General features: G+C 66.5%; 25 protein-coding genes. 15 read left to right on the plus strand and 10 right to left on the minus strand.

Going from position 1 to position 22,625, the window contains the following annotated elements; genetic code table 11:
• The first annotated feature begins 8 nt into the window (after positions 1–8).
• Positions 9–971, plus strand: coding sequence for a DNA polymerase III subunit delta (holA, locus tag ACKY0X_RS07585; protein ID WP_409428937.1), 963 nt, complete (start codon positions 9–11; stop codon positions 969–971).
• A gap of 69 nt (positions 972–1,040) precedes the next feature.
• Here the strand turns inward: holA and rpsT are convergent, their stop codons facing one another.
• Together rpsT and ACKY0X_RS07595 are read right to left on the minus strand one after the other, a co-directional pair.
• Positions 1,041–1,301, minus strand: coding sequence for a 30S ribosomal protein S20 (gene rpsT, locus ACKY0X_RS07590; RefSeq protein WP_024440738.1), 261 nt, complete (start codon positions 1,299–1,301; stop codon positions 1,041–1,043).
• A gap of 100 nt (positions 1,302–1,401) precedes the next feature.
• Positions 1,402–2,259 (minus strand): ribonuclease Z, encoded by an 858-nt coding sequence (locus tag ACKY0X_RS07595; RefSeq protein ID WP_409428938.1) that lies wholly within the window; start codon positions 2,257–2,259, stop codon positions 1,402–1,404.
• A 126-nt stretch (positions 2,260–2,385) separates the two neighbouring features.
• Here ACKY0X_RS07595 and ACKY0X_RS07600 point away from each other — a divergent pair, with 126 nt between their 5' ends.
• Positions 2,386–2,814, plus strand: coding sequence for a CBS domain-containing protein (locus tag ACKY0X_RS07600; RefSeq protein WP_046286532.1), 429 nt, complete (start codon positions 2,386–2,388; stop codon positions 2,812–2,814).
• A 12-nt stretch (positions 2,815–2,826) separates the two neighbouring features.
• Here ACKY0X_RS07600 and ACKY0X_RS07605 read toward each other — a convergent pair whose 3' ends face one another.
• Positions 2,827–3,441 carry a type II toxin-antitoxin system PemK/MazF family toxin gene (locus ACKY0X_RS07605; RefSeq protein ID WP_409428939.1) on the minus strand — a complete coding sequence of 205 codons (615 nt, stop codon included), beginning with the start codon at positions 3,439–3,441 and terminating at the stop codon, positions 2,827–2,829.
• A gap of 589 nt (positions 3,442–4,030) precedes the next feature.
• On the opposite strand from ACKY0X_RS07605, the gene ACKY0X_RS07610 reads away from it, so the two are divergent.
• From ACKY0X_RS07610 to ACKY0X_RS07635, 6 genes are all read left to right on the plus strand, one after another.
• The gene (locus tag ACKY0X_RS07610) at positions 4,031–4,579 is read left to right on the plus strand and encodes a hypothetical protein (protein WP_409428940.1); all 549 of its coding nucleotides are present in this window, start codon (positions 4,031–4,033) and stop codon (positions 4,577–4,579) included.
• A 352-nt stretch (positions 4,580–4,931) separates the two neighbouring features.
• Positions 4,932–5,465: a hypothetical protein gene (locus ACKY0X_RS07615; protein ID WP_409428941.1), complete on the plus strand. Its 534-nt coding sequence runs from the start codon at positions 4,932–4,934 to the stop codon at positions 5,463–5,465.
• A gap of 107 nt (positions 5,466–5,572) precedes the next feature.
• A complete protein-coding gene (locus tag ACKY0X_RS07620) occupies positions 5,573–5,821 on the plus strand; it encodes a type II toxin-antitoxin system Phd/YefM family antitoxin (RefSeq protein ID WP_409428942.1) in 249 nt (82 codons plus the stop codon).
• 1 nt (position 5,822) lies between these two features.
• Positions 5,823–6,218 carry a type II toxin-antitoxin system VapC family toxin gene (locus ACKY0X_RS07625; RefSeq protein ID WP_409428943.1) on the plus strand — a complete coding sequence of 132 codons (396 nt, stop codon included), beginning with the start codon at positions 5,823–5,825 and terminating at the stop codon, positions 6,216–6,218.
• 80 nt (positions 6,219–6,298) lie between these two features.
• Entirely contained in the window at positions 6,299–8,185 is a 1,887-nt protein-coding gene (gene lepA, locus ACKY0X_RS07630) for a translation elongation factor 4 (RefSeq protein ID WP_165607604.1), read from the plus strand.
• Positions 8,185–8,946: a sensor domain-containing protein gene (locus ACKY0X_RS07635; RefSeq protein ID WP_409428944.1), complete on the plus strand. Its 762-nt coding sequence runs from the start codon at positions 8,185–8,187 to the stop codon at positions 8,944–8,946. Before lepA ends, ACKY0X_RS07635 begins: the two co-directional genes overlap by 1 nt.
• A gap of 48 nt (positions 8,947–8,994) precedes the next feature.
• On the opposite strand, the gene ACKY0X_RS07640 is transcribed toward ACKY0X_RS07635, so the two are convergent.
• Complete coding sequence (locus ACKY0X_RS07640) at positions 8,995–11,046, minus strand: glycoside hydrolase family 15 protein (protein WP_409428945.1); 2,052 nt, start codon at positions 11,044–11,046, stop codon at positions 8,995–8,997.
• A 242-nt stretch (positions 11,047–11,288) separates the two neighbouring features.
• On the opposite strand from ACKY0X_RS07640, the gene ACKY0X_RS07645 reads away from it, so the two are divergent.
• The 5 genes from ACKY0X_RS07645 (at position 11,289) to ACKY0X_RS07665 (ending at position 15,574) form a co-directional block, all read left to right on the plus strand.
• A complete protein-coding gene (locus ACKY0X_RS07645) occupies positions 11,289–11,486 on the plus strand; it encodes a hypothetical protein (RefSeq protein ID WP_046283740.1) in 198 nt (65 codons plus the stop codon).
• 414 nt (positions 11,487–11,900) lie between these two features.
• Positions 11,901–12,884, plus strand: coding sequence for an extracellular solute-binding protein (locus ACKY0X_RS07650; RefSeq protein ID WP_409429543.1), 984 nt, complete (start codon positions 11,901–11,903; stop codon positions 12,882–12,884).
• Positions 12,881–13,732: a sulfate ABC transporter permease subunit CysT gene (cysT, locus tag ACKY0X_RS07655; RefSeq protein ID WP_409428946.1), complete on the plus strand. Its 852-nt coding sequence runs from the start codon at positions 12,881–12,883 to the stop codon at positions 13,730–13,732. The genes ACKY0X_RS07650 and cysT overlap by 4 nt, the downstream gene beginning before the upstream one ends.
• Position 13,733: 1 nt before the next feature.
• Positions 13,734–14,546, plus strand: coding sequence for a sulfate ABC transporter permease subunit CysW (cysW, locus tag ACKY0X_RS07660; protein WP_409428947.1), 813 nt, complete (start codon positions 13,734–13,736; stop codon positions 14,544–14,546).
• Positions 14,543–15,574: a sulfate/molybdate ABC transporter ATP-binding protein gene (locus ACKY0X_RS07665; protein WP_064888300.1), complete on the plus strand. Its 1,032-nt coding sequence runs from the start codon at positions 14,543–14,545 to the stop codon at positions 15,572–15,574. The genes cysW and ACKY0X_RS07665 overlap by 4 nt, the downstream gene beginning before the upstream one ends.
• An 11-nt stretch (positions 15,575–15,585) precedes the next feature.
• On the opposite strand, the gene ACKY0X_RS07670 is transcribed toward ACKY0X_RS07665, so the two are convergent.
• The 6 genes from ACKY0X_RS07670 to ACKY0X_RS07695 all read right to left on the minus strand — a co-directional run bounded on the left by ACKY0X_RS07670 (position 15,586) and on the right by ACKY0X_RS07695 (position 21,551).
• Positions 15,586–17,223, minus strand: coding sequence for a sulfite reductase flavoprotein subunit alpha (locus ACKY0X_RS07670; protein WP_409428948.1), 1,638 nt, complete (start codon positions 17,221–17,223; stop codon positions 15,586–15,588).
• Positions 17,220–18,032 (minus strand): iron reductase, encoded by an 813-nt coding sequence (locus ACKY0X_RS07675; RefSeq protein WP_409428949.1) that lies wholly within the window; start codon positions 18,030–18,032, stop codon positions 17,220–17,222. The genes ACKY0X_RS07670 and ACKY0X_RS07675 overlap by 4 nt, the downstream gene beginning before the upstream one ends.
• A 105-nt stretch (positions 18,033–18,137) precedes the next feature.
• The gene (locus ACKY0X_RS07680; RefSeq protein WP_409428950.1) at positions 18,138–18,881 is read right to left on the minus strand and encodes a sirohydrochlorin chelatase; all 744 of its coding nucleotides are present in this window, start codon (positions 18,879–18,881) and stop codon (positions 18,138–18,140) included.
• Positions 18,860–19,591, minus strand: a complete 732-nt coding sequence (locus tag ACKY0X_RS07685; RefSeq protein WP_409428951.1) for a phosphoadenylyl-sulfate reductase — start codon at positions 19,589–19,591, stop codon at positions 18,860–18,862. The genes ACKY0X_RS07680 and ACKY0X_RS07685 overlap by 22 nt, the downstream gene beginning before the upstream one ends.
• Positions 19,588–21,267 (minus strand): nitrite/sulfite reductase, encoded by a 1,680-nt coding sequence (locus tag ACKY0X_RS07690; protein ID WP_409428952.1) that lies wholly within the window; start codon positions 21,265–21,267, stop codon positions 19,588–19,590. The genes ACKY0X_RS07685 and ACKY0X_RS07690 overlap by 4 nt, the downstream gene beginning before the upstream one ends.
• A 113-nt stretch (positions 21,268–21,380) precedes the next feature.
• Complete coding sequence (locus ACKY0X_RS07695; RefSeq protein ID WP_350223005.1) at positions 21,381–21,551, minus strand: Ms4527A family Cys-rich leader peptide; 171 nt, start codon at positions 21,549–21,551, stop codon at positions 21,381–21,383.
• Between the two features lie 117 nt (positions 21,552–21,668).
• Here ACKY0X_RS07695 and ACKY0X_RS07700 point away from each other — a divergent pair, with 117 nt between their 5' ends.
• Positions 21,669–22,208: a hypothetical protein gene (locus ACKY0X_RS07700; protein ID WP_409428953.1), complete on the plus strand. Its 540-nt coding sequence runs from the start codon at positions 21,669–21,671 to the stop codon at positions 22,206–22,208.
• Positions 22,205–22,600, plus strand: a complete 396-nt coding sequence (locus tag ACKY0X_RS07705) for a transglycosylase family protein (protein ID WP_409428954.1) — start codon at positions 22,205–22,207, stop codon at positions 22,598–22,600. The genes ACKY0X_RS07700 and ACKY0X_RS07705 overlap by 4 nt, the downstream gene beginning before the upstream one ends.
• Positions 22,601–22,625 lie beyond the last annotated feature (25 nt).

A 22,625-nucleotide genomic window follows, 5' to 3' on the forward strand; every position in this document is an offset into this window, starting at 1 on the left:
ATTGGCGGGTGAGCCAATCGGTTTCGCCACTGCATCTGATCCTCGGGGACGAGGAGCTGCTGGTCGAACGGGCTGTTGGTCAGGTGCTTGCCGGGGTGCGGGCGCAGGCCGGCACCACCGACATCCCGGTGGACCGGTTGCGCGCCGGTGAGGTGGCGGCGGGTGAACTCGCGGAGCTGCTGAGCCCGTCGCTGTTCGCCGACGAACGGGTGGTGGTGCTCGAGGCTGCCGCCGAAGCCGGCAAGGACGCCGTGACGCTGATCGAAGCGACAGCCGCCGATATTCCGCTGGGCACCGTGCTGGTTGTGGTGCACTCCGGTGCGGGTCGGGCCAAGGCACTGGCGGGGAAGCTGCGGGAGCTCGGCGCCGAGGTGCACGCCTGCGCCCGCATCACCAAGGCCTCCGAACGCTCCGACTTTGTTCGCGCCGAGTTCCGCGGGCTCAAGGTCCGCGTCGACGACGACACTGTGACGGCATTGCTCGACGCGGTGGGCTCCGATATCCGGGAACTGGCCTCGGCGTGTTCGCAGCTGGTCGCCGATACCGGCGGGCATGTCGACGCCATCGCGGTGCGCCGCTATCACAGCGGCAAGGCCGAGGTGAAAGGGTTCGACGTCGCCGATCGGGCGGTCGTCGGCGACGTCGCCGGTGCCACCGAGGCGCTGCGCTGGGCGATGATTCGTGGCGAACCGCACGTGGTGCTGGCCGATGCCCTGGCCGAGGCGATTCACACCATCGCCCGGGTGCGGTCCAAGTCCGGTGATCCCTACCGGCTGGCCGGTGAATTGGGCATGCCGCCCTGGCGGGTGCAGAAGGCGCAGAAGCAGGCCCGGTTTTGGTCGCCGGGGACGATGGCGGCCGCGGTGCGGTTGGTGGCCGCCCTCAACGCCGACGTCAAGGGCGCCGCTGCCGACGCCGACTACGCATTGGAGGCCGCGGTCCGCGGGGTCGCCGAGTTGGCCGACCGCTGATCCAGGCAACACGAAGGCCCCTGTTCACCAGTGGAAACAGGGGCCTGCGCTTGCGGGCAATCCGCTAGGTCAGAGCTGGTTGAGCGCCTTCGCCAGCGCCGACTTCTTGTTGGCGGCCTGGTTCTTGTGGATGACGCCTTTGCTGGCGGCCTTGTCCAGCTTGCGGCTGGTCGAGACCAGCAGCACGCCGGCCTTGTCCTTGTCGCCGGCTGCGGCGGCCTCGCGGAAGGCGCGGATCGCGGTGCGCACCGCCGATTTCACCGACTGGTTGCGCAGCCGGGCTTGCTCGTTGGTCCGGTTGCGCTTCACCTGCGACTTGATGTTGGCCACGGAGTAATTCCTTCGCAAAAGCTTGAGTTGGGTTTGCCTCCCGAGGCGGGAGCAACAGCTGTTCAGGGTACCAGCTGGTTCGGTAACTCCCCAACTCGCCTCAGCTGCGGGCGGTCACCTCGACTCGGTGCAGGTCGTCGCCGAGTTCGATCGGCCCGTCGAATTCTGCGGCGGCCAGCGCCCGCCACTGTTCTTCCTGCCCGGGCGCGATGGCGGGCACATAGTGGGTCAGCACCAGGATGCCCACCCCGGCCCGTTTGGCGGTCGCGGCAGCCTGGGCCACCGAGGAGTGGTAGTCGCAGATATCGCGGATGCGCTGCTGGGGCAGCAACTCGATGAGGTCGCTGCGGATGACGGTGTGCACCAACGCACCGGCCCCGGTCGCCAGCTCGTCGAGGCTGTCGCAGGGCACGGTGTCGCCGGCCATCACCACCGAGGCGGTCCCGTCGTCGTCGGAGTGCTCGATCCGGAATCCGATGGTCGGTGTGACCGGCCGGTGGTCGGTGGGCGCCACGGTGATCCGCACCCGGTCGCGGTCCCAGACCTGGCCGGTGGTGTATTCCTGCACGTCGACTGGGGGAGGGGCGGTCAGATCGTCGTGGTGGGCAATGCGGTAGCCGATGTCGTGACCGAAGGCGCGCAAGGTCGCCTCCACTACCTCTGCGGTGCCCGGCGGGCCGATGATCGGCAGCGGCGGTGTGTCGGGGGTGAAGGTGGTGACCCATCGGGTGATCAGCAGATCCCCCAGGTCGGCGATGTGATCGCTGTGCAGGTGGGTGAGCAACAGTGCCGACAGGGTGTTGGCCGAGCCACCCGCCGCTGCCAAACGTTGCAGCACCCCGCGTCCGCAGTCGACCAGCAGTTGCTGGCCCCCGGCTCGGATCAGCGTCGACGGTCCGGCGCGGTTCGGGTCGGGGATCGGGCTTCCAGTGCCCAGTAGCGTGATCTCGATCGTCATGACGTCACATATGCCACAGATGTCGGGCGTGCGCCATGCGATCGGCTGAGTTTCGTTATCGCCACCCCCGACCGGGCGAATTGGCCTAGCCTGGTGTGAAGCAGATCACTGCGGCGGGAGGCTTCAATGCGGATCGCGGATGTATTGCGGAACAAGGGTGCGGCGGTGGTGACCATCCACCCGGATGCCACGGTCATGGAGTTGCTGGCGGGCTTGGCCGAGCACAACATCGGCGCCATGGTGGTGATCGGGCGTGAGGGTCTGGAGGGGGTGGCCTCCGAGCGTGACGTGGTACGCCAGCTGCACGTCCACGGCGCCAGTCTGCTGGCTCGGCCGGTCTCGGCCATCATGACCCGCCTGGTGGCGACCTGCGCCAAGTCCGACTCCGCCGACGACGTCAGCATGTTGATGACCGAGCACCGCGCGCGTCACATTCCGGTGCTGGAAAACGGCCGACTGGCCGGGATCGTCAGCATCGGCGACATCGTCAAGTCCCGGATGGAGGAGCTGCAGGCCGAGCATGAGCAACTGCGCGACTACATCGCCCAGGGCTAGCCGGTCGCAGCGTCAGCTCCAGGCGTAGTCGCTGCGCAGTCGGGCGGCCACCACCTCGAACACCGAACGCTCCAGGATGGCGCCTTCGCGCCGGATCGATTCTTCGGGCACGTCGAGCACCCGGTCGAGCCGCACCCAGCTGATCCGGTGAGCGTCATCCCAGGTGCCCGCGCCGATGCCGACCCAGTTCGTGTCCTCGGCATGTCGTTGCCGGCTGGACAGCATCAGGCCCAGCAGCATGTTGCGGTCGCGGCCGACGACCAATACCGGCCGATCTTTGCCGCGGTCTGGCTCGTCCTCGTAGGCCACCCAGGTCCAGACGATCTCGCCCGGGTCGGCACGACCGTTGAGATCGGGGGCGTAGACGAGCCGGCGTGCCCGGTGCGCGGTGGGGACACTGCTGTCGGTCACGGGACGGCCGGCGGCGATCTCCGTAGCCGGCTCCGATGTTGCGCCGCTGAGCAACTCCAGTCCGATCTTGATGCCCTGCTCGATGCCGCGCTGGATGCGCTGCTGTACCTGCGGTGCCTGCTCGAGTTGGCGGATGAACCGTGGGGCTTCGTTGAACACCAGGTTCTCCGCGAATCGCTGCACCGACTCCCATGGGGTTTTCCGCCGGGAAGCCATGCTCGCAGCATAGGCGAAACCTGTTTCGGGCACCGGTTTCTGGGCCGCCGCGGCGGCGTCTCAGCGGCGCCGGTCCCTTGACGTGAACGTAAACAAAAGACACAGGAACCTGTACGAAAACTGAAGTGCCACTTGTGTTGTCCGCAGAGACGCATCGGCGTACGGTACGGGAATATTGACTAACAGGGGGCTTCTTTTCAACGGGCCGGCGCAGGCCTATCTGGGGCGTCAGCCGGACGGAAGATTTCAATCGGTGGGTGGAAGTCGCCGAAAACCGCAGTCTGGGGAGGTTTTGGCTTTTCCTCCGGGGGCGCTTGAAGTGGGGCAAGCCCGCCGCCCGGAATGACATGTACGGCATGGCGTTCGCCGGCAACTGATGCCTTGACTGAGTGCGGCGTGCGATCGCCCGGGTCTTTCTATGCACCGAGGGGCTATCAGGAGGTATATGGATTTGCGCAACTATCACGCAGGGTTTCAATCGTAACCGGATTAGTGAAACTGACAGAGCCCCTGTGGCTTTCAGTGATGGGGCTGGGGGGCTCCTGGGGCGGGCTACCGCCAAAGAGAGACATCGCGAAAGGCATTGAACATGAACATGCGCAAGATCGTCGTCGTTGGTGGCTTCGCCGCCGGCGCGGCGTTTGTATTGGCGCCGTTGGCCTCGGCCGACACCGACCCGTTGGCGCCCCTCGTAAGCAGCGAGATCGCGTCAATGAACTTTCTGTTCGGGACCGACACCTTCCTGGCGGGCGTCCCGTCCACGGACGTCACTACGGGCCCGCAGGGCTTCGAGATCATCAAGCCGGCGGACGTTACGGCGGTTCAGGACAATGGCACAACCCTGTTCGACCACCTGGTCTACGGGTTCAACCCGCACGAAGCCGGGTTGGCCTCCGATCCGGGTGCCTACAGCGTCTTCAACGGCGCGATGGTCCCCTTCGACGACAGCATCAACTCGCTGCTGTACGCGATGATGAACAACGGCGCTGTGCTCGACTGGGACAGCGGCGACCTATTTGGCGGCAACAGCGCGATGGACATCGCCAACTCCGCCGGAAGCGGCTGGGAAGAGGCCGCTAATTATCTCAGCTTCGCCTGGGGTGACCTGATGGGCTATTTCGGCATCTTCGACTCCTAGCCGCAGACCGAAGCGAAACCCCCGGAGGATCGCCTCCGGGGGTTTCGTCTTGCTGCGGCACCGTCGAGCCAGCCGTTCACTTGGACATTCCCATGTCGCCCAATCCTGTGTATGGGCGGCCCAGTGTATGACCCACGGAACTCCCTGACGTGCGCAAACCCGGCCCGCCTTGAGGGAACACGGGCGAAGGGCCGAAGAATCCGAAGTGCAAGTGAACATTCACTTGTGTTGATCACAGGTCTTTGTTAGATTTAATCCGGCTTACAGCAAAGGTGCTGGGGGGAGCCGTCGGCGGAGGTGGGGAGAACCGACCGCCGGGCAGTGAGTATGAAGGGCATCTGGGGGGATGGACATGCAGAAAATCGGCGTGCTTGGCAGCTTTGCCGCTGGCATCGGACTTGCGTTGGCGCCGTTGGCGGCGGCCGACGACTCGACCGGCTTCGACTTCAGCGCGGTGCTGGCCAGTGAGATTCAGTCGATGAACTTCCTCTTCGAGTCACAGGCCACCTTGGCTGGCGTCGCGGACAAGGTCATCGACGCCTCGGCCGGGCAGCCCTTCCTGACCATCGACAAAGACGACGTGAACGCCGCCCTCGGGACGCTGCTCTACGGAGTCAACTGGGAGAACGAGATCTCTTCCGACCCGGGCGCTTACAGCCTGCTTAACGGCGCGTTGACCGAGTTCGTCGACGGCAACAATGTGCTGTTGTTCGCGATCCTCAACGGCGGCGACCAGATCGACTTCGAAAACGCCGCCGACTACCTGTTCGGCACCGACGCCGCGATCGCCGCCGGTCTGGCCGGAGACAGTGCCTGGGAAGATGCCGCGCTCTTCTTTCAGGCGGGCCTGGCCGACATCGGCGGTTACTTCGCGATCGACCTGTAATTGCCGCTCGGAAACGCAAAGCGACAGAAGGAGCCGGGTGCGCTACACCCGGTTCCTTTTCGGCTGCGTCGTAGCAACCTGTAGCAATACAAGCTACAGTGATGGTCATGGCCCGGACGATCGCCCAGCGCGACCTTCGCAATGACAACGCGAAGGTCATCGATGCGGTGGCGGCCGGCGAGAGCTTCGTGGTCACCCGCCGCGGCGAGCCGATCGCCGAACTCCGCCCGCTGCGGGCAACCCGTCGCACCTTCATCAGTCGCGATGATGTTGCTGCGTTGGCCGCTGCCGCGATCCGGATCGACCCGCATCAGTTCCGTACGGACCTGGATCAGTGGATAGACCAGGGATTGTGAGATGACGGTCGGCCTGCTGGATACGTCGGTCGTCATCGACTGGCACGACCCGGCCGTGGTCGCGGCATTGCCCGACGAGATCGCGATTTCAGCCATCACCGCGGCCGAACTGGCGGCCGGTCCGTTATTGGCGTCGACGCCGATCGAGGCGGCCAAGCGCCAGACCCGCCTGCAGGAGGTCGAGTCGCGGCTGGAACCGATCCCGTTCGACGCGGCGGCCGTGCGTAGCTACGGGCTCGTCGTCGCTGCTGTGGTGCGTAGCGGGCGCAAACCACGAAGCAGGCTCGCGGACCTGTTGATTGCTGCGACGGCCCACGCCAACCGCCTGGATCTCTACAGCCGCAACCCCGCAGACTTCTCGGGACTTGATGAACTGGTCCGCGTGGTCGCAGTCTGACGAATGTGTTGCTCGGTGCGATTGGGTCCCACCGGCCCGAGTCGATACCCTGGTAACGCCCAAACCCGCCTCACCAGGAGATTCCCATCAGTAGTTTCGCCGACCAGACCTTCACCGCGCCGGCGCAGATACGGAACTTCTGCATCATCGCCCACATCGACCACGGCAAATCCACCTTGGCCGACCGAATGCTGCAGCTCACCGGCGTCGTCGACGACCGATCGATGCGGGCCCAGTACTTGGACCGGATGGACATCGAGCGGGAACGCGGCATCACCATCAAGGCGCAGAACGTTCGGCTGCCCTGGACGGTCAAGGAACCGAACGGTGCTCCCGCCGGCGACTACGTGCTGCATCTGATCGACACGCCCGGACACGTCGACTTCACCTACGAGGTCTCGCGGGCACTGGAGGCCTGCGAGGGCGCCATCCTGCTGGTCGACGCCGCCCAGGGCATCGAGGCGCAAACCCTGGCCAACCTGTACCTGGCGCTCGACCGTGATCTGACGATCATTCCGGTGCTCAACAAGATCGACCTTCCCGCCGCCGACCCCGAGCGCTACGCCGCCGAACTGGCCCACATCATCGGGTGCGAGCCCGAAGACGTGCTGAAGGTGTCGGGCAAGACCGGCGAAGGCGTGGCCGAACTGCTCGACGAAGTGGTCAAGCAGGTGCCGGCTCCCACCGGTGACGCCGACGCGCCCGCACGGGCGATGATCTTCGACTCGGTCTACGACATCTACCGCGGAGTGGTCACCTACGTCCGCGTCGTCGACGGCAAGATTACCCCGCGCGAGAAGATCGCCATGATGTCCACCGGCGCCACTCACGAGCTGCTGGAAGTCGGCATCGTCTCCCCGGAACCCAAGGCCACCAAGGGGCTTGGCGTCGGCGAGGTGGGTTACCTGATCACCGGTGTGAAGGACGTGCGCCAATCCAAGGTGGGTGACACCGTCACCTCCGCACGCAATGGCGCCACCGAGGCGCTGACCGGATACCGCGAGCCCAAGCCGATGGTCTATTCCGGGCTGTACCCGGTGGACGGGTCGGACTACCCGAACCTGCGCGAGGCGCTGGACAAACTGCAGCTCAACGACGCTGCCCTCACCTACGAGCCGGAAACCTCGGTGGCGCTGGGCTTCGGCTTCCGGTGCGGCTTCCTGGGCTTGCTGCACATGGAGATCACCCGGGAGCGCCTGGAACGCGAGTTCAACCTCGACCTGATCTCCACTGCACCCAACGTCGTCTACCGGGTGATCAAAGAAGGCAAAGGCGGCGAGTCCGACGAGATCGTGGTGACCAACCCGTCGGACTGGCCGGAAGGCAAGATCCGCACCGTCTACGAGCCGGTCGTCAAGACCACCGTGATCGCGCCGAGTGAGTTCGTCGGCACCATCATGGAGCTCTGCCAGTCCCGGCGCGGGGATCTCGGCGGCATGGACTACCTCTCTGAAGAACGGGTCGAACTGCGCTACACGTTGCCGTTGGGCGAGATCATCTTCGACTTCTTCGACTCGCTGAAGTCCCGCACTCGCGGCTACGCCAGCTTGGACTACGAGGAAGCCGGCGAGCAGGAGGCCGACTTGGTCAAGGTCGACATCCTGCTGCAGGGCGAGGCGGTGGACGCGTTCAGTGCGATCGTCCACAAAGACTCGGCATCGGCCTACGGCAACAAGATGACCACCAAGCTCAAGGAGCTGATCCCGCGTCAGCAGTTCGAAGTTCCGGTGCAGGCCGCTATCGGCTCGAGAATCATTGCCCGCGAAAACATCCGGGCCATCCGCAAGGACGTGCTGTCCAAGTGCTACGGCGGCGACATCACCCGTAAGCGCAAGCTGCTGGAGAAGCAGAAAGAGGGCAAGAAGCGGATGAAGACCATCGGTCGGGTCGACGTGCCGCAGGAGGCATTCGTCGCGGCATTGTCGACCGACAGTGCGGGTCCTGCCGGAGACAAGGCCAAGAAGTAGTGACCTCGCGGGCAGGCACGATCGCGGCGGGCGCGGTGGCGGTCGTGCTGTTGGCCAGCGGGTGCACCACGGTAGTCTCCGGAACCGTCCGGCCCGCACCCGGATTGGCGCCCACGCCCGTGACCGGGATGGCGGTCCGGCAGGTATTGCTCGATGACTCTGAGCTGTCGAAGCTGACCGGCCAGCCCTTCCGCAGCGACCCCTCCATCCCGCCGCGGTTCGGCGGCCTCGACGAGCTACCCGACGCGTGGGAGTCGGCCGATCCGCAAGACTGTGTCGGCGCAGCGGTTGGCGGTCAGCGCAGCGTCTACAGCGCCGCCCGGGTTCGCGACGCTGCCCATGAGTTCTGGGACAGCTCCAGCGACGACTCGCCGCTGACTGGGGTGGGCGAGGCGGTCATCGCGCTGGACAGTGCCGCAGACGCCGACGCGCTCTTTGAGAAGTTCGCCCAGCAGTGGGGTAGCTGTGACGGGGTAGTGGTGACGCGCGACAGCGGGACTGACACCGAGGCCAGCGGCGAGATCACCGACGTCGCCAACCAGGACGCGGTATTGGTGGCCACTGTGCGCACCAGTGTGGACGGTGAAGCGGGACTGCGGGTTTCGCGGGCGCTCGCGGCGCGGGTGAACTGCGTCGTCGACATTGATGTGTTCTGGTTCGTCGAGGATGATGACCATTCCGGTGCGCCGCCCGCCGGCGACTCCACGGCCGCCGACCTGGCTCGGGCGATGCTGGACAAGATCCGCAACCTCAGCGGCTGACCCGCGGCCGAGGGTGAAGCTGGCTTCACACTCGGCGACGGACAAGCCCTACATAGGCGCGTTTGCGGGCTGGAAACCTCCGGTGGAGTCGGCCTCCTCTTCAGCCCGGATCACGTGGACGACCGCGTTGATCAGCGCCAGGTGGGTGAAGGCCTGCGGGAAGTTGCCCAAGTGCCGGCCGGTGCGGGGCTCGATCTCCTCGGCGTAGAGATGCAACGGGCTGGCGAACGACAGCAGCCGCTCGCACAGATGCTTGGCCCGGCTCACTTCTCCGATCTCGACCAGTGCCGAGACCAGCCAGAACGAGCAGATGGTGAAGGTGCCCTCGGCGCCGGACAGTCCGTCGTCAGTCTCCTCGGTGCGATAGCGCAGCACCAGGCCGTCTTCGGTGAGTTCTTCGGCGATCGCCATGACGGTGGCGCGCACTCGCGGGTCGTCAGCCGGCAGGAATCGGGTGAGCACCACCAGCAGCAACGATGCGTCCAGCGCCGTACTGCCGTAGGTCTGGGTCAGCACGCCGCGGGAATCCACCCCGTTCTCCAGCACGTCAGCCCTGATCTCTTCGGCGATCGCTCGCCACTGCTTGGCGTAAGAGACCGCGCCCTGCAGCTCAGCCAGTTTCGACCCGCGGTCCAGCGCTACCCAGCACATCACCTTCGACGAGGTGAAGTGCTGCGGTTCGCCGCGCACCTCCCAGATGCCACGGTCGGGTTCGCGCCAGTGCTTGATCGCCTCTTCCACCTGACGTTTAAGCACCGGCCACAGGGTCTCGGGGATCTGCTCGCGAGACTTCGCGTGCAGGTAGACCGAGTCCAGCATGGTGCCCCAGATGTCGTGCTGTTGCTGGTTGTAGGCGCCATTGCCGATCCGCACCGGACGGGCGTTGTCGTAGCCGGACAGGTGGTCCAGCTCCTGCTCGACCAGTTCGTGCTCCCCGCCGACGCCGTACATCACCTGCAGTGGGTGTTGCTGCCCGTTGTTGACGCCGGACACGTCGGCGATGAACGAGAAGAAGTCGTCGGCCTCGCGGTCCAGGCCCAGCGTGTACAGGCCCCACAGGGTGAACGCCGAATCGCGCACCCAGCTGTATCGGTAGTCCCAATTCCGTTCGCCCTGAGGCGTTTCCGGCAACGAGGTAGTGGGTGCAGCCAGCAGTGCCCCGGTCGGTGAGTAGGTGAGGCCTTTCAGCGTCAGCGCGCTGCGCTGCAGATACGAGCGCCACGGATGGTCGGGGAAGTTTCCGATATTGATCCACTGTCGCCAGCACTCGGTGGTGTTCCACATTTTGTCCGCGGCTTCGGCATAGCTTTGCGGCGCAGGGTGTTTCGACCAGCTCAAGGCCACGAAGACGTCATCGCCCTCGGTCAGCCGGGTGCGGGCCCGCGCTTCACGGCCCTCCAGTCCCAGTCGCAGATTCGTCGTCAGGCGCAGGGTCGGGTGGGCGTCCGGATTCTGCCGGGCCCGCGCGATTGCCTCACCGTAGGCGTTGGCCGAGTATTCCCAGGTGGCACTGGTGCGGTGGTAGTCGAATGCCGGCTCGCAGCTCATGGTCAGCTCGACGGTGCCACTGACGCAGCGCACCGTGCGCAGCAGGATGTGCTCGGCGTCCCAGTCGGTGGGGGTGCGCCGGTGAGTCTGTGACCGCGCGTCGATGTCGTGCCACTTACCCATCACCAGCGCGTCGCGCACGATCAGCCAGCCGGTGTGGGTCTGCCAGGTGGTTTCCATGATCGGGCTGCCGGGCAGGTAGCGCCGGGCCGCGGGCACCGACACCCCGTAGGGCCCGAGCCGAAAATGTCCAGCGCTGCGGTCCAGCAGGGCGCCGAAGACGCTGGGGGAGTCCGGGCGCGGCAGGCACATCCACTCCACCGAGCCTGCCGCCGAGATCAAACAGGTGTTCTCGCAATCCGAGAGAAACGCGTAGTCCGCGATCGGGGGAAACGGATTGCGGACCTGACTTGGTGTCGCCGCATACGGCACTGGGGCGGTCGCCGATAGGGGCGGTGGCGTCGGGGCCGCAGTGTTGGTGCCTCCGGCCGGCGTGGTGACGTCAGGGGCGGTCTTGGCGGGTGCATCGCCCGGCGGGGTGTGCAGGTCCATTCCGTCATCATCTCTGGCGGCATGGCGCACGTCCACCCGGATCGGTCGATCGCGGTTTCGGCTGCCGGCTCGCCAGGGCAACGCCGACGACCCTCCCCTACAAGCGGGTGGGCCCACACCGCAGGTAGGGGAGTGCCCCCATTCGCCCGGCTTCGCCGCGCTCGCGATCGCCGCTGTGCCGATGGCGGCGATCCGCTTCGCCCGGCTTCGCCGCGCTCGCGATCGCCGCTAGAGTCATGGGGGTGGTGGGCTTTTTGAGCTGGTGGGACGGTGTTGAGCTGTGGCTATCCGGCCTCGGCTTCGTGGTACAGACCGCGGTAGTGATGCCGGTGGTGTTGTTGCTGGCCTACGGCTTGGCCTCGGTGTTGGACGCGGTACTGGGGGAGGGAATACGGGTGCAGGAGCGTGTCCGGCACGGTCGTGACGGTGGGGCCCGCTGATGCCTCGTTCGCAGGTGACGCTGGTGCTGGTCGGCCTGATTGTGCTGGTGATCGTCACCTGGCTGCTCACGCGCTGACCCGCTAGACCCGCCGACCGGGCCGGGGGCTGCGCGCACCGGCCTCTGTTATGCTTCCCCGCATGTCCGCAGCGACCGGTGACCGGCAGCGCCAGTTTTTGGCGTTCCCGAAGCTCGCCGTGATCACTTCCGCTGTGGCCGACCTGCACTGTTGTCGCTGATACCGCACCCGTCGGCGTACCGGTGTCGTCTTTTTTGACGCACGTTCTTTGAATCGAACGCCTTTCGCGATCCGACGGACAAGCATTCTTGCCGACGTCTAAACGGATTCGCCCCGGAAAGGTCATCAATGCCCAACACCATCGCGCGCAGCGTCGCGCTGGCACTGGCCGCCGCCATGGCAGTCACCACACTCGCCGGGTGTGGCGGCGGGCCCAGCGATGTCGTCGGAGGTGGCGAGCGCTCCGAGGCGCACACCACCCTGACGCTGGTGTCTTACTCGGTTCCCGAACCCGGCTGGAGCAAGGTGATCCCGGCCTTCTACAACACCGAGGCGGGCGCCGACGTTCAGATCGTCACCTCCTATGGGGCGTCGGGCGATCAGTCCCGCGGGGTAGCCAGCGGCAAACCCGCTGACATCGTGAACTTCTCCCTGGACCCCGACGTCACCCGATTGGTGAAGGCGGGCAAGGTCGCCGAGGACTGGAACGCCGATGTCACCAGGGGCATCCCGTTCGGTTCGGTGGTGACTTTGGTGGTCCGGCAGGGCAATCCCAAGCACATCAACGGCTGGGACGACCTGTTGCGGCCCGGGGTCGAGGTGATCAGCCCCAGCCCACTGAGCTCTGGGTCCGCGAAGTGGAATCTGCTGGCCCCGTACGCCGTCAAGAGCGAGGGCGGTAAGAACCCGCAGGCCGGTCTGGACTTCATCGAAAAGCTGGTCAGTGACCATTTCAAGCTGCGCCCGGGCTCTGGTCGTGAGGCCACCGATGTGTTCCTGCAGGGCAGTGGCGACGTGCTGCTCAGCTACGAGAACGAGGCGATCGCGGTCGAGCGCAAGGGCAAGCCGGTGGAGCACGTCAACCCGTCGCAGACCTTCAAGATTGAGAACCCGTTGGCCGTCGTCACCTCCAGTCGCCACCTGGACACCGTCACCGCGTTCAAGAATTTTCAGTACACGGCGGCGGCGCAACGCCTCTGGGCCGAAGCCGGGTTCCGTCCGGTCGATCCGAGCATCGCCGACGAATTCCGTCACACGTTGCCGGATCCCGACAAGCTGTGGACCATCGCCGACCTCGGCGGGTGGGACGTTGTCGACAACTCCCTCTTCGACAAGTCGAGTGGCGCCATCACCAAGATCTACACCCGGGTCACCGGATGAGCGCGGCACTGGTCACCGAGGAGACTCGGCCCGGCGAGGGTGGCACCCATTCGAAATTCCGGCGTGAAGGGGTGTCGCTGCGCGTCGGTGCTGCTACGGTGTGGCTGTCGCTGATCGTGTTGGCGCCGCTGGCCGCGATCGCCTGGCAGGCCGGTGGCGGCGGATGGCGCGCGTTCCAGTTGGCGGTCAGCTCGCACGCTGCACTGCAGTCGTTCCGGGTGACGCTGACGATCGCGGCCGGAGTCACGGTGCTCAACCTGGTGTTCGGCCTGTTGATCGCGTGGGTTCTGGTGCGCGACGACTTCTTTGGCAAACGCTTCATCGATGTGATCATCGATCTGCCGTTCGCGTTGCCCACCATCGTCGCGAGCCTGGTGATGTTGGCGCTCTACGGCCCCGCCAGCCCGGTGCACGTGCACCTGCAGCACACCGCCTGGGGCGTCGGCCTGGCGCTGGCGTTCGTCACGCTGCCCTTCGTGGTGCGGTCCGTGCAACCGGTGCTGCTGGAGATCGACCGGGAGGTCGAGGAAGCGGCTGCGTCGCTGGGTGCCTCCGGACTGACCATCTTCCGCGCCGTGGTGCTACCCGCGCTGACCCCGGCACTGTTGACGGGGGCGGGACTGGCGTTCTCCCGAGCGATCGGCGAGTTCGGCTCGGTGGTGTTGATCGGTGGCGCGGTGCCCGGCAAGACCGAGGTTTCCTCGCAGTGGATCCGAACCCTGATCGAGAACGATGACCGCACCGGTGCGGCTGCGATCTCGTTGGTGCTGCTCGGGGTTTCGTTCCTGGTGCTGCTCGCGTTGCGGGTGCTGGGAGCGCGCGTGAGCAAGCGGCAGGAGAGGTCCTGATATGACGTCGACACGGAAATTCCGCTATCTGTTCCGCTTCCTGGCGGTGGCCTACGTCAGCTTGCTGTTGATCGTGCCGGTGTCCTTGATCCTGTGGCGCAGCTTCGAGCCCGGTTTCGGGCAGTTCTTCGACTACATCTCCACACCGGCTGCCATCTCAGCGCTGCAGCTGTCGCTGCTGGTGGTGGCGATCGTGGTGCCGCTGAACGTCATCTTCGGTATTCCGACGGCATTGGTGTTGGCACGCAATAAGTTCCGCGGCAAGGGCGTGCTGCAGGCGGTCATTGACCTGCCTTTCGCGGTCTCTCCGGTGATCGTCGGTGTGGCGCTGGTCGTGCTGTGGGGATCTGCGGGATTGTTGGGCTTCGTCGAGAACGACTGGGGCTTCAAGATCATCTTCGGCCTGCCCGGCATCGTGCTGGCCAGCATCTTCGTCACGCTGCCGTTCGTGATCCGGGAAGTCGAACCGGTGCTACACGAACTGGGCACCGATATGGAAGAAGCCTCGGCAACGCTGGGTTCGAGCTGGTGGCAGACGTTCTGGCGGATCACGCTGCCGTCGATCCGTTGGGGGCTGACGTACGGGATCGTGCTGACGGTGGCGCGCACCCTCGGCGAGTACGGCGCAGTGTTGATCGTGTCGTCGAACCTGCCCGGAAAGTCCCAGACGCTGACGCTGCTGGTGTCTGACCGTTACAACCGCGGCGCCGAATACGGCGCCTACGCCTTGTCCACGCTGCTGATGACAGTGTCGGTGTTGGTCTTGATCGTTCAGGTGGTGCTCGACGTTCGGGCCGGAAAGGGAGACAAATGAGCAACGCAATCACGGTGCGCGGGGCGAACAAGCGCTACGGCGACTTCGTCGCGCTGGATAACGTCGACTTCGCGGTCCCGTCTGGTTCATTGACGGCGCTGCTCGGCCCCAGCGGCTCGGGTAAGTCGACTCTGCTGCGCGCCATCGCCGGCCTGGACCACCCGGACAGCGGAACGGTCACCATCAACGGCGTCGACGTCACCGGGGTTCCGCCGCAGCGGCGCGGGATCGGGTTCGTCTTCCAGCACTACGCGGCGTTCAAGCACATGACGGTGCGCGACAACGTGGCGTTCGGGCTCAAGATCCGCAAGCGGCCCAAGGCGGAGATCAAGGAAAAGGTAGACAACCTGCTGGAAGTGGTGGGACTCAGCGGTTTCCAGACTCGCTATCCCAACCAGCTCTCCGGAGGTCAGCGCCAGCGGATGGCCCTGGCCCGGGCCCTTGCGGTGGACCCGCAGGTGTTGCTGCTCGACGAGCCGTTCGGGGCGCTGGACGCCAAGGTCCGAGAGGACCTGCGGGCCTGGCTACGCCGCCTGCATGACGAGGTGCACGTCACCACGGTGCTGGTCACCCACGACCAGGCCGAGGCGCTGGACGTCGCAGACCGGATCGCCGTGCTGAATCAGGGCCGCATCGAGCAGCTCGGCACCCCGACCGAGGTCTACGACGCTCCGGCGAACGCGTTCGTCATGTCGTTCTTGGGTGCGGTGTCCTCGCTGAACGGGGCCCTGGTCCGTCCGCACGACATTCGGGTCGGCCGCACCCCCGACATGGCGGTGTCCGCGGCGACGGTAGACGGCGCCGACGGGGTCGGTGTGCTGCGTGCCATCGTCGACCGGGTGGTGGCGCTGGGCTTCGAGGTGCGAGTCGAGCTCACCAACGCCGCCACTGGAGTGCCGTTCACTGCCCAGATCACCCGCGGCGACGCCGAAGCGCTCGCGCTGGCCGAGGGGGACACCGTCTACGTCCGGGCCACCCGGGTGCCGCCGTTGAGTGACGTGGCGGCAGACGCACCGGTGCCGGCCTAACAGCGGACGGCTTAGTAGACGTCCCGCAGGTAGCGGTGCGTCTTGATGAGCTGGTTGACATACGCGTGCGCCGCGGCGGTGTCCATGTTGCCGGCGCTGGCCACGATGGTGTGCAACGCGGCGTCGACATCCTTGGCCATGCGTTCGGCATCACCGCACACGTAGAACTGTGCACCTTCCTCGAGCCAGCTGAAGAGCTCGGTCGAGTGCTCCCACATGCGTTGCTGGACATACCGGTTCGGTGCGTCGGCGGCGCCGTCGCGAGAAAACGCGAGGTCGAGGCGGGTCAGCACCCCTGACCTGAGGTAGTCCTCGAACTCGTCTCGGTAGAGGAAGTCATTGGCCCGGCGCCGGTTCCCGAAGAATAGCCACGACCGCCCTTTGGCGCCGGCGGCGCGGCGTTCTTGCAGGAACGCTCGAAACGGCGCCACCCCGGTCCCGGGGCCGATCATGATGACCGGTACGTCGGGCCCGGGCAGTCGAAAGGAGTGGGTGGGCCGCAGGTGGACGCGCACTGAGTCGGCGCGATCGGCCAGGAAGGTGGTCGCCACGCCGCCGTAGTGGCGGTCTGCGAGGCCGTAACGGACGGTCGCGACGGTCAGGTGCACGTGGTCGGGGCTGACCAGCGGACTCGACGCTATCGAGTAGTCGCGGTATTGCAGCGGACGCAGCGTGTCGATCACCTCGTCCGCAGTCAGCGATCCCAGTCTGATCAGGTCTAGTACGTCTCTGCCGTAGAGCCATGAGCCCTGTGCCGCGCCGGCATTCCCGTTAAGGGCGGCTGCGGCATGCTCATCGCGGGTGCGTGACGCGGTCAGTTCCCGTAGTGCCCGCGACGGCGTCCGGATCTCGAGGCGATGTGCGAGCAGCGCGCCGAGAGGTTCGTCGTGGCCGGGCACCGTATGGTCGGGCCCCAGGCCGAACTCGGCCAGCAGGGCGTCGACGAGGGCGGGATCGTTGGTCGGATGCACGGCCAGGGAATCGCCTGCGGCATAGGCGATGCCGGAGCCGGTGAGGTCCAGCTCGTAGTGACGCACCTCCTTGTCCGATCCGGGCGCCGTGAGCAGCCGGTTGACCACGACGCGGGCTTCGACGGGGTGGTCCCGGTCGGGGTTGGTCGGTGGGGACTCATCGGGAGCGGGTGCCGCTGGGCTGGTCACGACGACGCCGGCAGCGGCCGGGGTGTGCTCGGCTGCCAGCAGCTTGACGACATCGGTCGTCCAGGCCGCGGCCGGCTTGGCGTAGGAGCCGTCGATCTCGACGCGGTCGGCCAAGCGGGTGGCGCCCAGCTGCTCGAGGCGTTCGTCGAGCAGTCGGCCGGCGTTGCAGAACAAGTCGTAGCCGGTGTCGCCAAGGGCGAGTACGGCGAAACGCAGGTGTTCCAGTCGGTCGGCGGCGTCAGCGCTCAGTGCCTCCCAGAACAGGTTGGCGTTGTCGGGAAACTCGCCGTCGCCCCAGGTGGAGGTGACGACGACGAGGTGGGTGGCCGACTGCAGCTCGGTGATGTCGACTTGGTTGAGTTCGACGGCTTCTGCGGTGCGACCGGTGGTTTCTTCGAAGGCTTCGGCGAAGGACATGGCGGCGTCCTCGGCGTTGCCCATGTCGCTGCCGTAGCCGACGATCATCGAGAAGTCGGGGCGGGAGTTCACCGTTGATGCCCGCCCGAACCCGATGCGGTGCTGGTGGGGACCCGACGGAGAGCGGTCTTCGGCTGGACCGCCGACATGGCGGGCCCCCGTACCGGCAGGCCGAAGCCGACCATTGCGTCCAGGATGGCCTGACTTCGCCGGAAGCTGATGGCCTCGTCCTGCTCGGTGCGGCGCGGCAGCTGGGCGGCGGCCACTACCACCGTCGATCCCAGGAGTTGCCACATCGACGAGATCGAGATAGCGCCCTGGCATACCGAGTGGAGCCAGACGAACAGCGGCGCCAAGGTTCGGTGGCAGCGGTGGGCCGCCCAGGTGGTCAGGGCCGACTCGCTCGGCAGTACCACCACCGTGTCGGTGTGACAGTGCTCGTCCTTCGCGTTGATCCAGGGATCGTCGGGAAGCGCCCGCACGGTCGGGTCGACAACGGCCACCCAGTCGATGTCGTTGTCCCGGTCGAAGTGCACCCACAGGTTCTCCAGACCGGTGTCCCACGCGCGTCCCTCGAGTAGCACCAGGGGGAGCAGCCGGCCCAGCACTTCGTGGATCAGGCGGGCGGCCAGGACGTTTCCTGCCGCGCGTCGATCGGTCAAAGCGGCGGTCTCGTCGAAGCGGATCCGCAGGCGATCGATGGTGAAGACCGAATCCAAGGGGAACCATCGGCGCTTGTTGACGTCCGCGAGAACCGCGACGCCGTAGGTTCGCGGGCAATGCGGATGGAGCTGGCGAAGCCGGGTACACGATTCGTGCAGCGCGAACCGCCGACGAATTACCATTCTCGCGATCAGGGGATCCTCGACCGTGGACGTCACCCAAACTCCTTAGGTAGGTTAGGCTAACCATACTAAGGGCGAAGGGTGGCGATGAGCGCTGTGACGGGTTTCACTACGGAGCGGTCGTGGGCGGACCGTCGTTCGTCAGGCCGCGCTCTGTGCCGTCAGGACGTCTTCGACGCGGTCCAGCACGGTCGCGGCCACCAGGCGGTGCGCGCCGAGCGGCTCGGCCACCGGGATTTCCGCCTGTGCGGCGTAGGCGGCGACCCGGTCGGTGATTCTGCCGTGGGACAAGAACCACGGGGCGATCATCAGCTTGGTGGCACCGCGGGCGCGCAGCCGTTCGACGGCTTCGGGCACCGACGGCTGGGGACCTTCAGTGGCGAAGGCGACTTCGACTCCGGCCCAACGCGTTCCGCGAGACAGCGGGGCTGCGATCGTGGCGGTCTGGGCGTTGGCCGCTGGACGCGACGAGCCCACCGCGACCACCACCACGCCCAGCTCCGGGTCGAACCGCGAGGCACCGGCGCTCGACAGGCGTTCACCGAGAACCTGTACCAGGCGGCTGTCCTCGCCCAGAGTCGGAGCGACCCGCACGGCGACGCCGGACTCCGCGATCATCGCCGGAATGTCGACGCGGGCGTGGTAGGCGCTGGCCAACAGCAAGGGGACGACGATGGTGTCGCCGCCGGCGTTGCCGCCGGTTTCGCGCAGCACACCGCGCAGGTTCGGAGTGCTGTGTTCGCAGAACGCCACTCGCACGGCGTACTCGGGAGCGACCCGGCGCAGGTGTCCGGCGATCGCATGGGTGTTGGCCGCCGCGCGCGGGTCCCGGCTGCCGTGTGCGGTCAGCACCAGCGTTGTGGTCACGACGCGTGAAGCCCGCATTCGGTCTTGGCCAGGCCGGCCCAGCGTCCGCTGCGTGGATCGGCACCGGCCGCCGGCTTGATCGTGCACGGCGCGCAGCCGATCGACGGGTAACCCTCATCGATCAGCGGGTTGACCAGCACGTTGTTGGCGACGATGTATGCGTCGAACTCCTCGTCGGACCACGCCGCGATCGGGTTGATCTTCACCAGCCCGAACTGGTCGTCGTAACTGATCAGCGGTGCGTTGGCACGCGTCGGTGCTTCCACCCGGCGCAACCCGGTGACCCACGCCGAGTAGTTGCGCAGCGTGCGGGACAGCGGCTCGACCTTGCGCAGCCGGCAGCACAGTGCCGGATTGGATCCGAACAGGTCCTTGCCGTGGGCCGCATCCTGCTCCGCCACGGTCTGTTCCGGGGTGACGTTGACCAACGCGATGTCGTACATCGCCTCCACCGCATCGCGGGTGCCGATGGTCTCGGCGAAGTGGTAACCGGTGTCGAGGAACAGCACCGGAACCCCGGCGCGGACCTTGGCCGCCAGGTCCACCAGCACCGCGTCGGCCATGTTGGAGGCCACCACGTAGTTGCAAGTCGCCCCTCCACGGGGGCCATTCACCCCGCCGAAGTTTGCGTCCGTCCACTCCAGCAGCTCGGTGGCGCTGGCGCCGTCGAGCTCAGCCGCGCCCTTGGCGGCCAGCTCACGCAACTCCGCTTCGCTATGGGACCTCATCGCAGATCGTCTTCTTCGGCACGCACCGCCCACTGGGCGAAACGCTCACCGGCGCTGCGCTGCTTGATGAAGTTGCGCACCACCCGCTCGATGTAGTCACCGAGTTCGTCGCTGTAGACCTTGTGCTGGCGCAGCTTACGGCCGAACCCGCTGTCGGCGCCCAGGCTGCCACCGAGGTGCACCTGGAAGCCGGGGACAGAATTGCCGTTGCCGTCGTCGATCATCTGGCCCTTGAACCCGATGTCGGCCACCTGGATGCGGGCGCACGAGTTCGGGCACCCATTGATGTTGACCGTGACCGGCACGTCGAGGACGGCGTTGAGGTCGTCGAGGCGTTGTTCGAGTTCGGGGACCAGGCTCTGGGCGCGCACCCGGGTCTCGACGAACGACAGCTTGCAGAACTCCAGTCCGGTGCAGGCCATCAGGTTGCGTCGCCACGGCGACGGGTTCGCCGGCAGGCCCAGCGCATCCAGCTCCGCCACCAGGCCGTCGACCTTGTCGTCCGGAACGTCGAGGATGACCAGCTTCTGGTACGGGGTGAAGCGGGCCCGGTCGGAACCGACCTGCTCCATCAATTCCGCAACCTTGAGCAGCGTGGCGCCGTTCACCCGGCCGGAGATCGGGGCCACCCCGACCGCGTTGTGGCCGTTGCGGGTCTTCTGCACCCCGACGTGGTCGACAGTCGCGGTGTGCTGCTCGGGTGCCGGCCCGTCGATCAGCGGCCGCTTGAGGTACTCGGTCTCGAGAACTTCCCTGAATTTTTCAACACCCCAGTCCTTGACCAGGAACTTCAGCCGGGCCTTCGACCGCAGCCGGCGGTAGCCGTAGTCGCGGAACAGGCTCGTGACGGCCTCCCAGACGTCGGGCACCTCGTCCAGCGGCACCCACGCGCCCAGGCGCTGGGCCAGCATCGGGTTGGTGGACAGGCCGCCGCCGACCCAGAGGTCCAGGCCGGGACCGTGCTCGGGGTGGTTGACGCCGATGAAGGAGATGTCGTTGATCTCGTGGGCGACGTCCGGCAGACCGGAGACGGCGGTCTTGAACTTGCGCGGCAGGTTCGCGAACTCCGGGTTGCCGATGTACCGGCGCACGATCTCGTCGAGCGCGGGGGAGGGGTCGAGCACCTCGTCCAGCGATTCCCCGGCCAGCGGCGACCCGAGCAGGCCACGCGGGCAGTCGCCGCAGGCCTCGATGGTCTGCAGCCCGACCGCGTCCAGCTGCTCCCAGATCTCCGGGACCTTCTCGATCTCGATCCAGTGGTACTGCAGGTTGTTGCGGTCGGAGATGTCTGCGGTGTTGCGGGCGTAGTCGACCGAGATCTGCCCCAGCGTCCGCATCGCGGCGGCCGAGAGCGCCTTGCCGTCGCAGCGCACCCGCATCATGAAGTACTTGGCCTCGAGCAGGTCGGCGTTCTCGTCGCCGGTGAAGGTGCCGTCATAGCCCTGCTCACGCTGGGTGTAGAGGCCCATCCAGCGGAAGCGCCCACGCAGGTCGTCCTTTGTGATGGAGTCGAACCCCTGCTTGGAGTACACGTCGACGATCCGGGCCTGCACGTTCAGCGCCGGGTCTTCCTGCTTGAACTGCTCGTTGTGGTTGACCGGTTCGGTCTCGCCGAGTGCCCACTGGGCCTCGCTGCGCTTGGCCTTGCTCGGGGGAGCAGTCGGAGTGGCGGTCATCGATTCTCCTTCAAAGAGGAGCCGGCGGGATTGAGCGCAGTTCACCGGCGACTGTCTCCGGCGGCGCAGATCCGGCGGCCAGCTGGAAAATACAGGTGGGCGGTTCTACGACATCAAGGCAGACAGCGACAGCTGCAAACACGCTTGAAATCGATATGCCGCCGAGCCACCAAGGCAACCCCGGACGAGGTGCAGTAGGCGGCGGTCACAGCGCCGATTATGCCATGGATGCCGAAAATCTTCCTTACCGGCGCAAAGTTGTGATCAGCGTGAGCAAAACTCATCTGGTGCTCGATGCTACGGCGGTCGGGCCGGGGGAGCGGATGGGAACGGCTCGGGGGCGATGCCCCGGCGCCGGACCACCGCAGACGAACAGCCGATCGGAAGGCGGGTGGGGCTAGGTGAGTGTCGACTTCGGATGGGAACCGGCGTGGGAACCACTGCCGGTGGCCGACCCGCCGCCGCGCACGAGTGGCCGTGCTCAGTTGCGCCGCTGGCTGGCCGTGGCGACGCTGGCGGCCACCGTCGGTTGCGGCGGATGGCTGGCGGTCCAGCATTACCAAACCCACCTCGCGGGTGAGCAGGCCCTGGAGGCCGCCGAGGCATATGTGTTGCGGTTGAGCAATATCGACGCCGACAACGTCGATCGCAATTTCGCCGACATCACCGAAGGATCGACCGGGCAGTTCCGGACCATGCACACCCGCTCCAGCGTGCGGTTGCGTCAGCAACTGATCGAAAACAGGGCAACGGCACGCGGGCACGTCGCCGAGGCGGTGCTGAAATCTGCCGACCGCAACCACGCTGTGGTGGTGCTGCTGGTCGACCAGGCGGTGCGCAACGCCGACAACCCCGAACCCGTGCTCGACCACAGCCGGATCCGGATGACCATGGACAAGGTTGACGGCCGCTGGCTGGCCAGCAAGGTGGAGTTGGTATGAGGAAGTTCACAGCGCTGACGGCCGGGGTGCTGCTGGTCGGAGCCGCCGAATTGTCCGGTGCGGCGAGCGCCGACCCGATCGACTGGGAAGCCATCGCCCTGTGCGAGTCCGGCGGGAACTGGTCCGCCGATACCGGCGACGGCGGCTACGGCGGGCTGCAGATCAGCGCGGGGGACTGGGACACCAACGGCGGGGTGGGACTGCCCTCGCAGGCCACCAAGCAACAGCAGATCGCCGTCGCCAAGCGCATCATGGCCAGCCGGGGTCCCGGGGCCTGGTCGGGATGCGTGGCGCGCAGCGGTGCCGCCGCGGCCGCGCCGGTCGGCTCGCTGACCCACTACGTGACGACGCTCTACGAGGACACCCCAGGGACCGGCGCGCCAGCAGACTGAGGCGCCGGCGAACAGCGCCGCCCGC

This window comes from Mycobacterium sp. SMC-11, assembly GCF_046250095.1.
Classification (GTDB): Bacteria; Actinomycetota; Actinomycetes; order Mycobacteriales; family Mycobacteriaceae; genus Mycobacterium; species Mycobacterium heraklionense_A.

Coding starts and splice junctions, on each gene's coding strand:
- ACKY0X_RS07610 (WP_409428940.1), top strand. CDS start 4,031: ATGAACATGCGCAAGATCGTCGTCGTTGGTGGCTTCGCCGCCGGCGCG.
- ACKY0X_RS07600 (WP_046286532.1), top strand. CDS start 2,386: ATGCGGATCGCGGATGTATTGCGGAACAAGGGTGCGGCGGTGGTGACC.
- ACKY0X_RS07665 (WP_064888300.1), top strand. CDS start 14,543: ATGAGCAACGCAATCACGGTGCGCGGGGCGAACAAGCGCTACGGCGAC.
- ACKY0X_RS07685 (WP_409428951.1), bottom strand. CDS start 19,591: ATGAGGTCCCATAGCGAAGCGGAGTTGCGTGAGCTGGCCGCCAAGGGC.
- cysT (WP_409428946.1), top strand. CDS start 12,881: ATGAGCGCGGCACTGGTCACCGAGGAGACTCGGCCCGGCGAGGGTGGC.
- ACKY0X_RS07695 (WP_350223005.1), bottom strand. CDS start 21,551: ATGAGTTTTGCTCACGCTGATCACAACTTTGCGCCGGTAAGGAAGATT.
- ACKY0X_RS07625 (WP_409428943.1), top strand. CDS start 5,823: ATGACGGTCGGCCTGCTGGATACGTCGGTCGTCATCGACTGGCACGAC.
- ACKY0X_RS07595 (WP_409428938.1), bottom strand. CDS start 2,259: ATGACGATCGAGATCACGCTACTGGGCACTGGAAGCCCGATCCCCGAC.
- ACKY0X_RS07615 (WP_409428941.1), top strand. CDS start 4,932: ATGCAGAAAATCGGCGTGCTTGGCAGCTTTGCCGCTGGCATCGGACTT.
- cysW (WP_409428947.1), top strand. CDS start 13,734: ATGACGTCGACACGGAAATTCCGCTATCTGTTCCGCTTCCTGGCGGTG.
- ACKY0X_RS07650 (WP_409429543.1), top strand. CDS start 11,901: ATGGCAGTCACCACACTCGCCGGGTGTGGCGGCGGGCCCAGCGATGTC.
- ACKY0X_RS07680 (WP_409428950.1), bottom strand. CDS start 18,881: ATGCGGGCTTCACGCGTCGTGACCACAACGCTGGTGCTGACCGCACAC.
- ACKY0X_RS07605 (WP_409428939.1), bottom strand. CDS start 3,441: ATGGCTTCCCGGCGGAAAACCCCATGGGAGTCGGTGCAGCGATTCGCG.
- ACKY0X_RS07620 (WP_409428942.1), top strand. CDS start 5,573: ATGGCCCGGACGATCGCCCAGCGCGACCTTCGCAATGACAACGCGAAG.
- ACKY0X_RS07640 (WP_409428945.1), bottom strand. CDS start 11,046: ATGGACCTGCACACCCCGCCGGGCGATGCACCCGCCAAGACCGCCCCT.
- ACKY0X_RS07705 (WP_409428954.1), top strand. CDS start 22,205: ATGAGGAAGTTCACAGCGCTGACGGCCGGGGTGCTGCTGGTCGGAGCC.
- ACKY0X_RS07690 (WP_409428952.1), bottom strand. CDS start 21,267: ATGACCGCCACTCCGACTGCTCCCCCGAGCAAGGCCAAGCGCAGCGAG.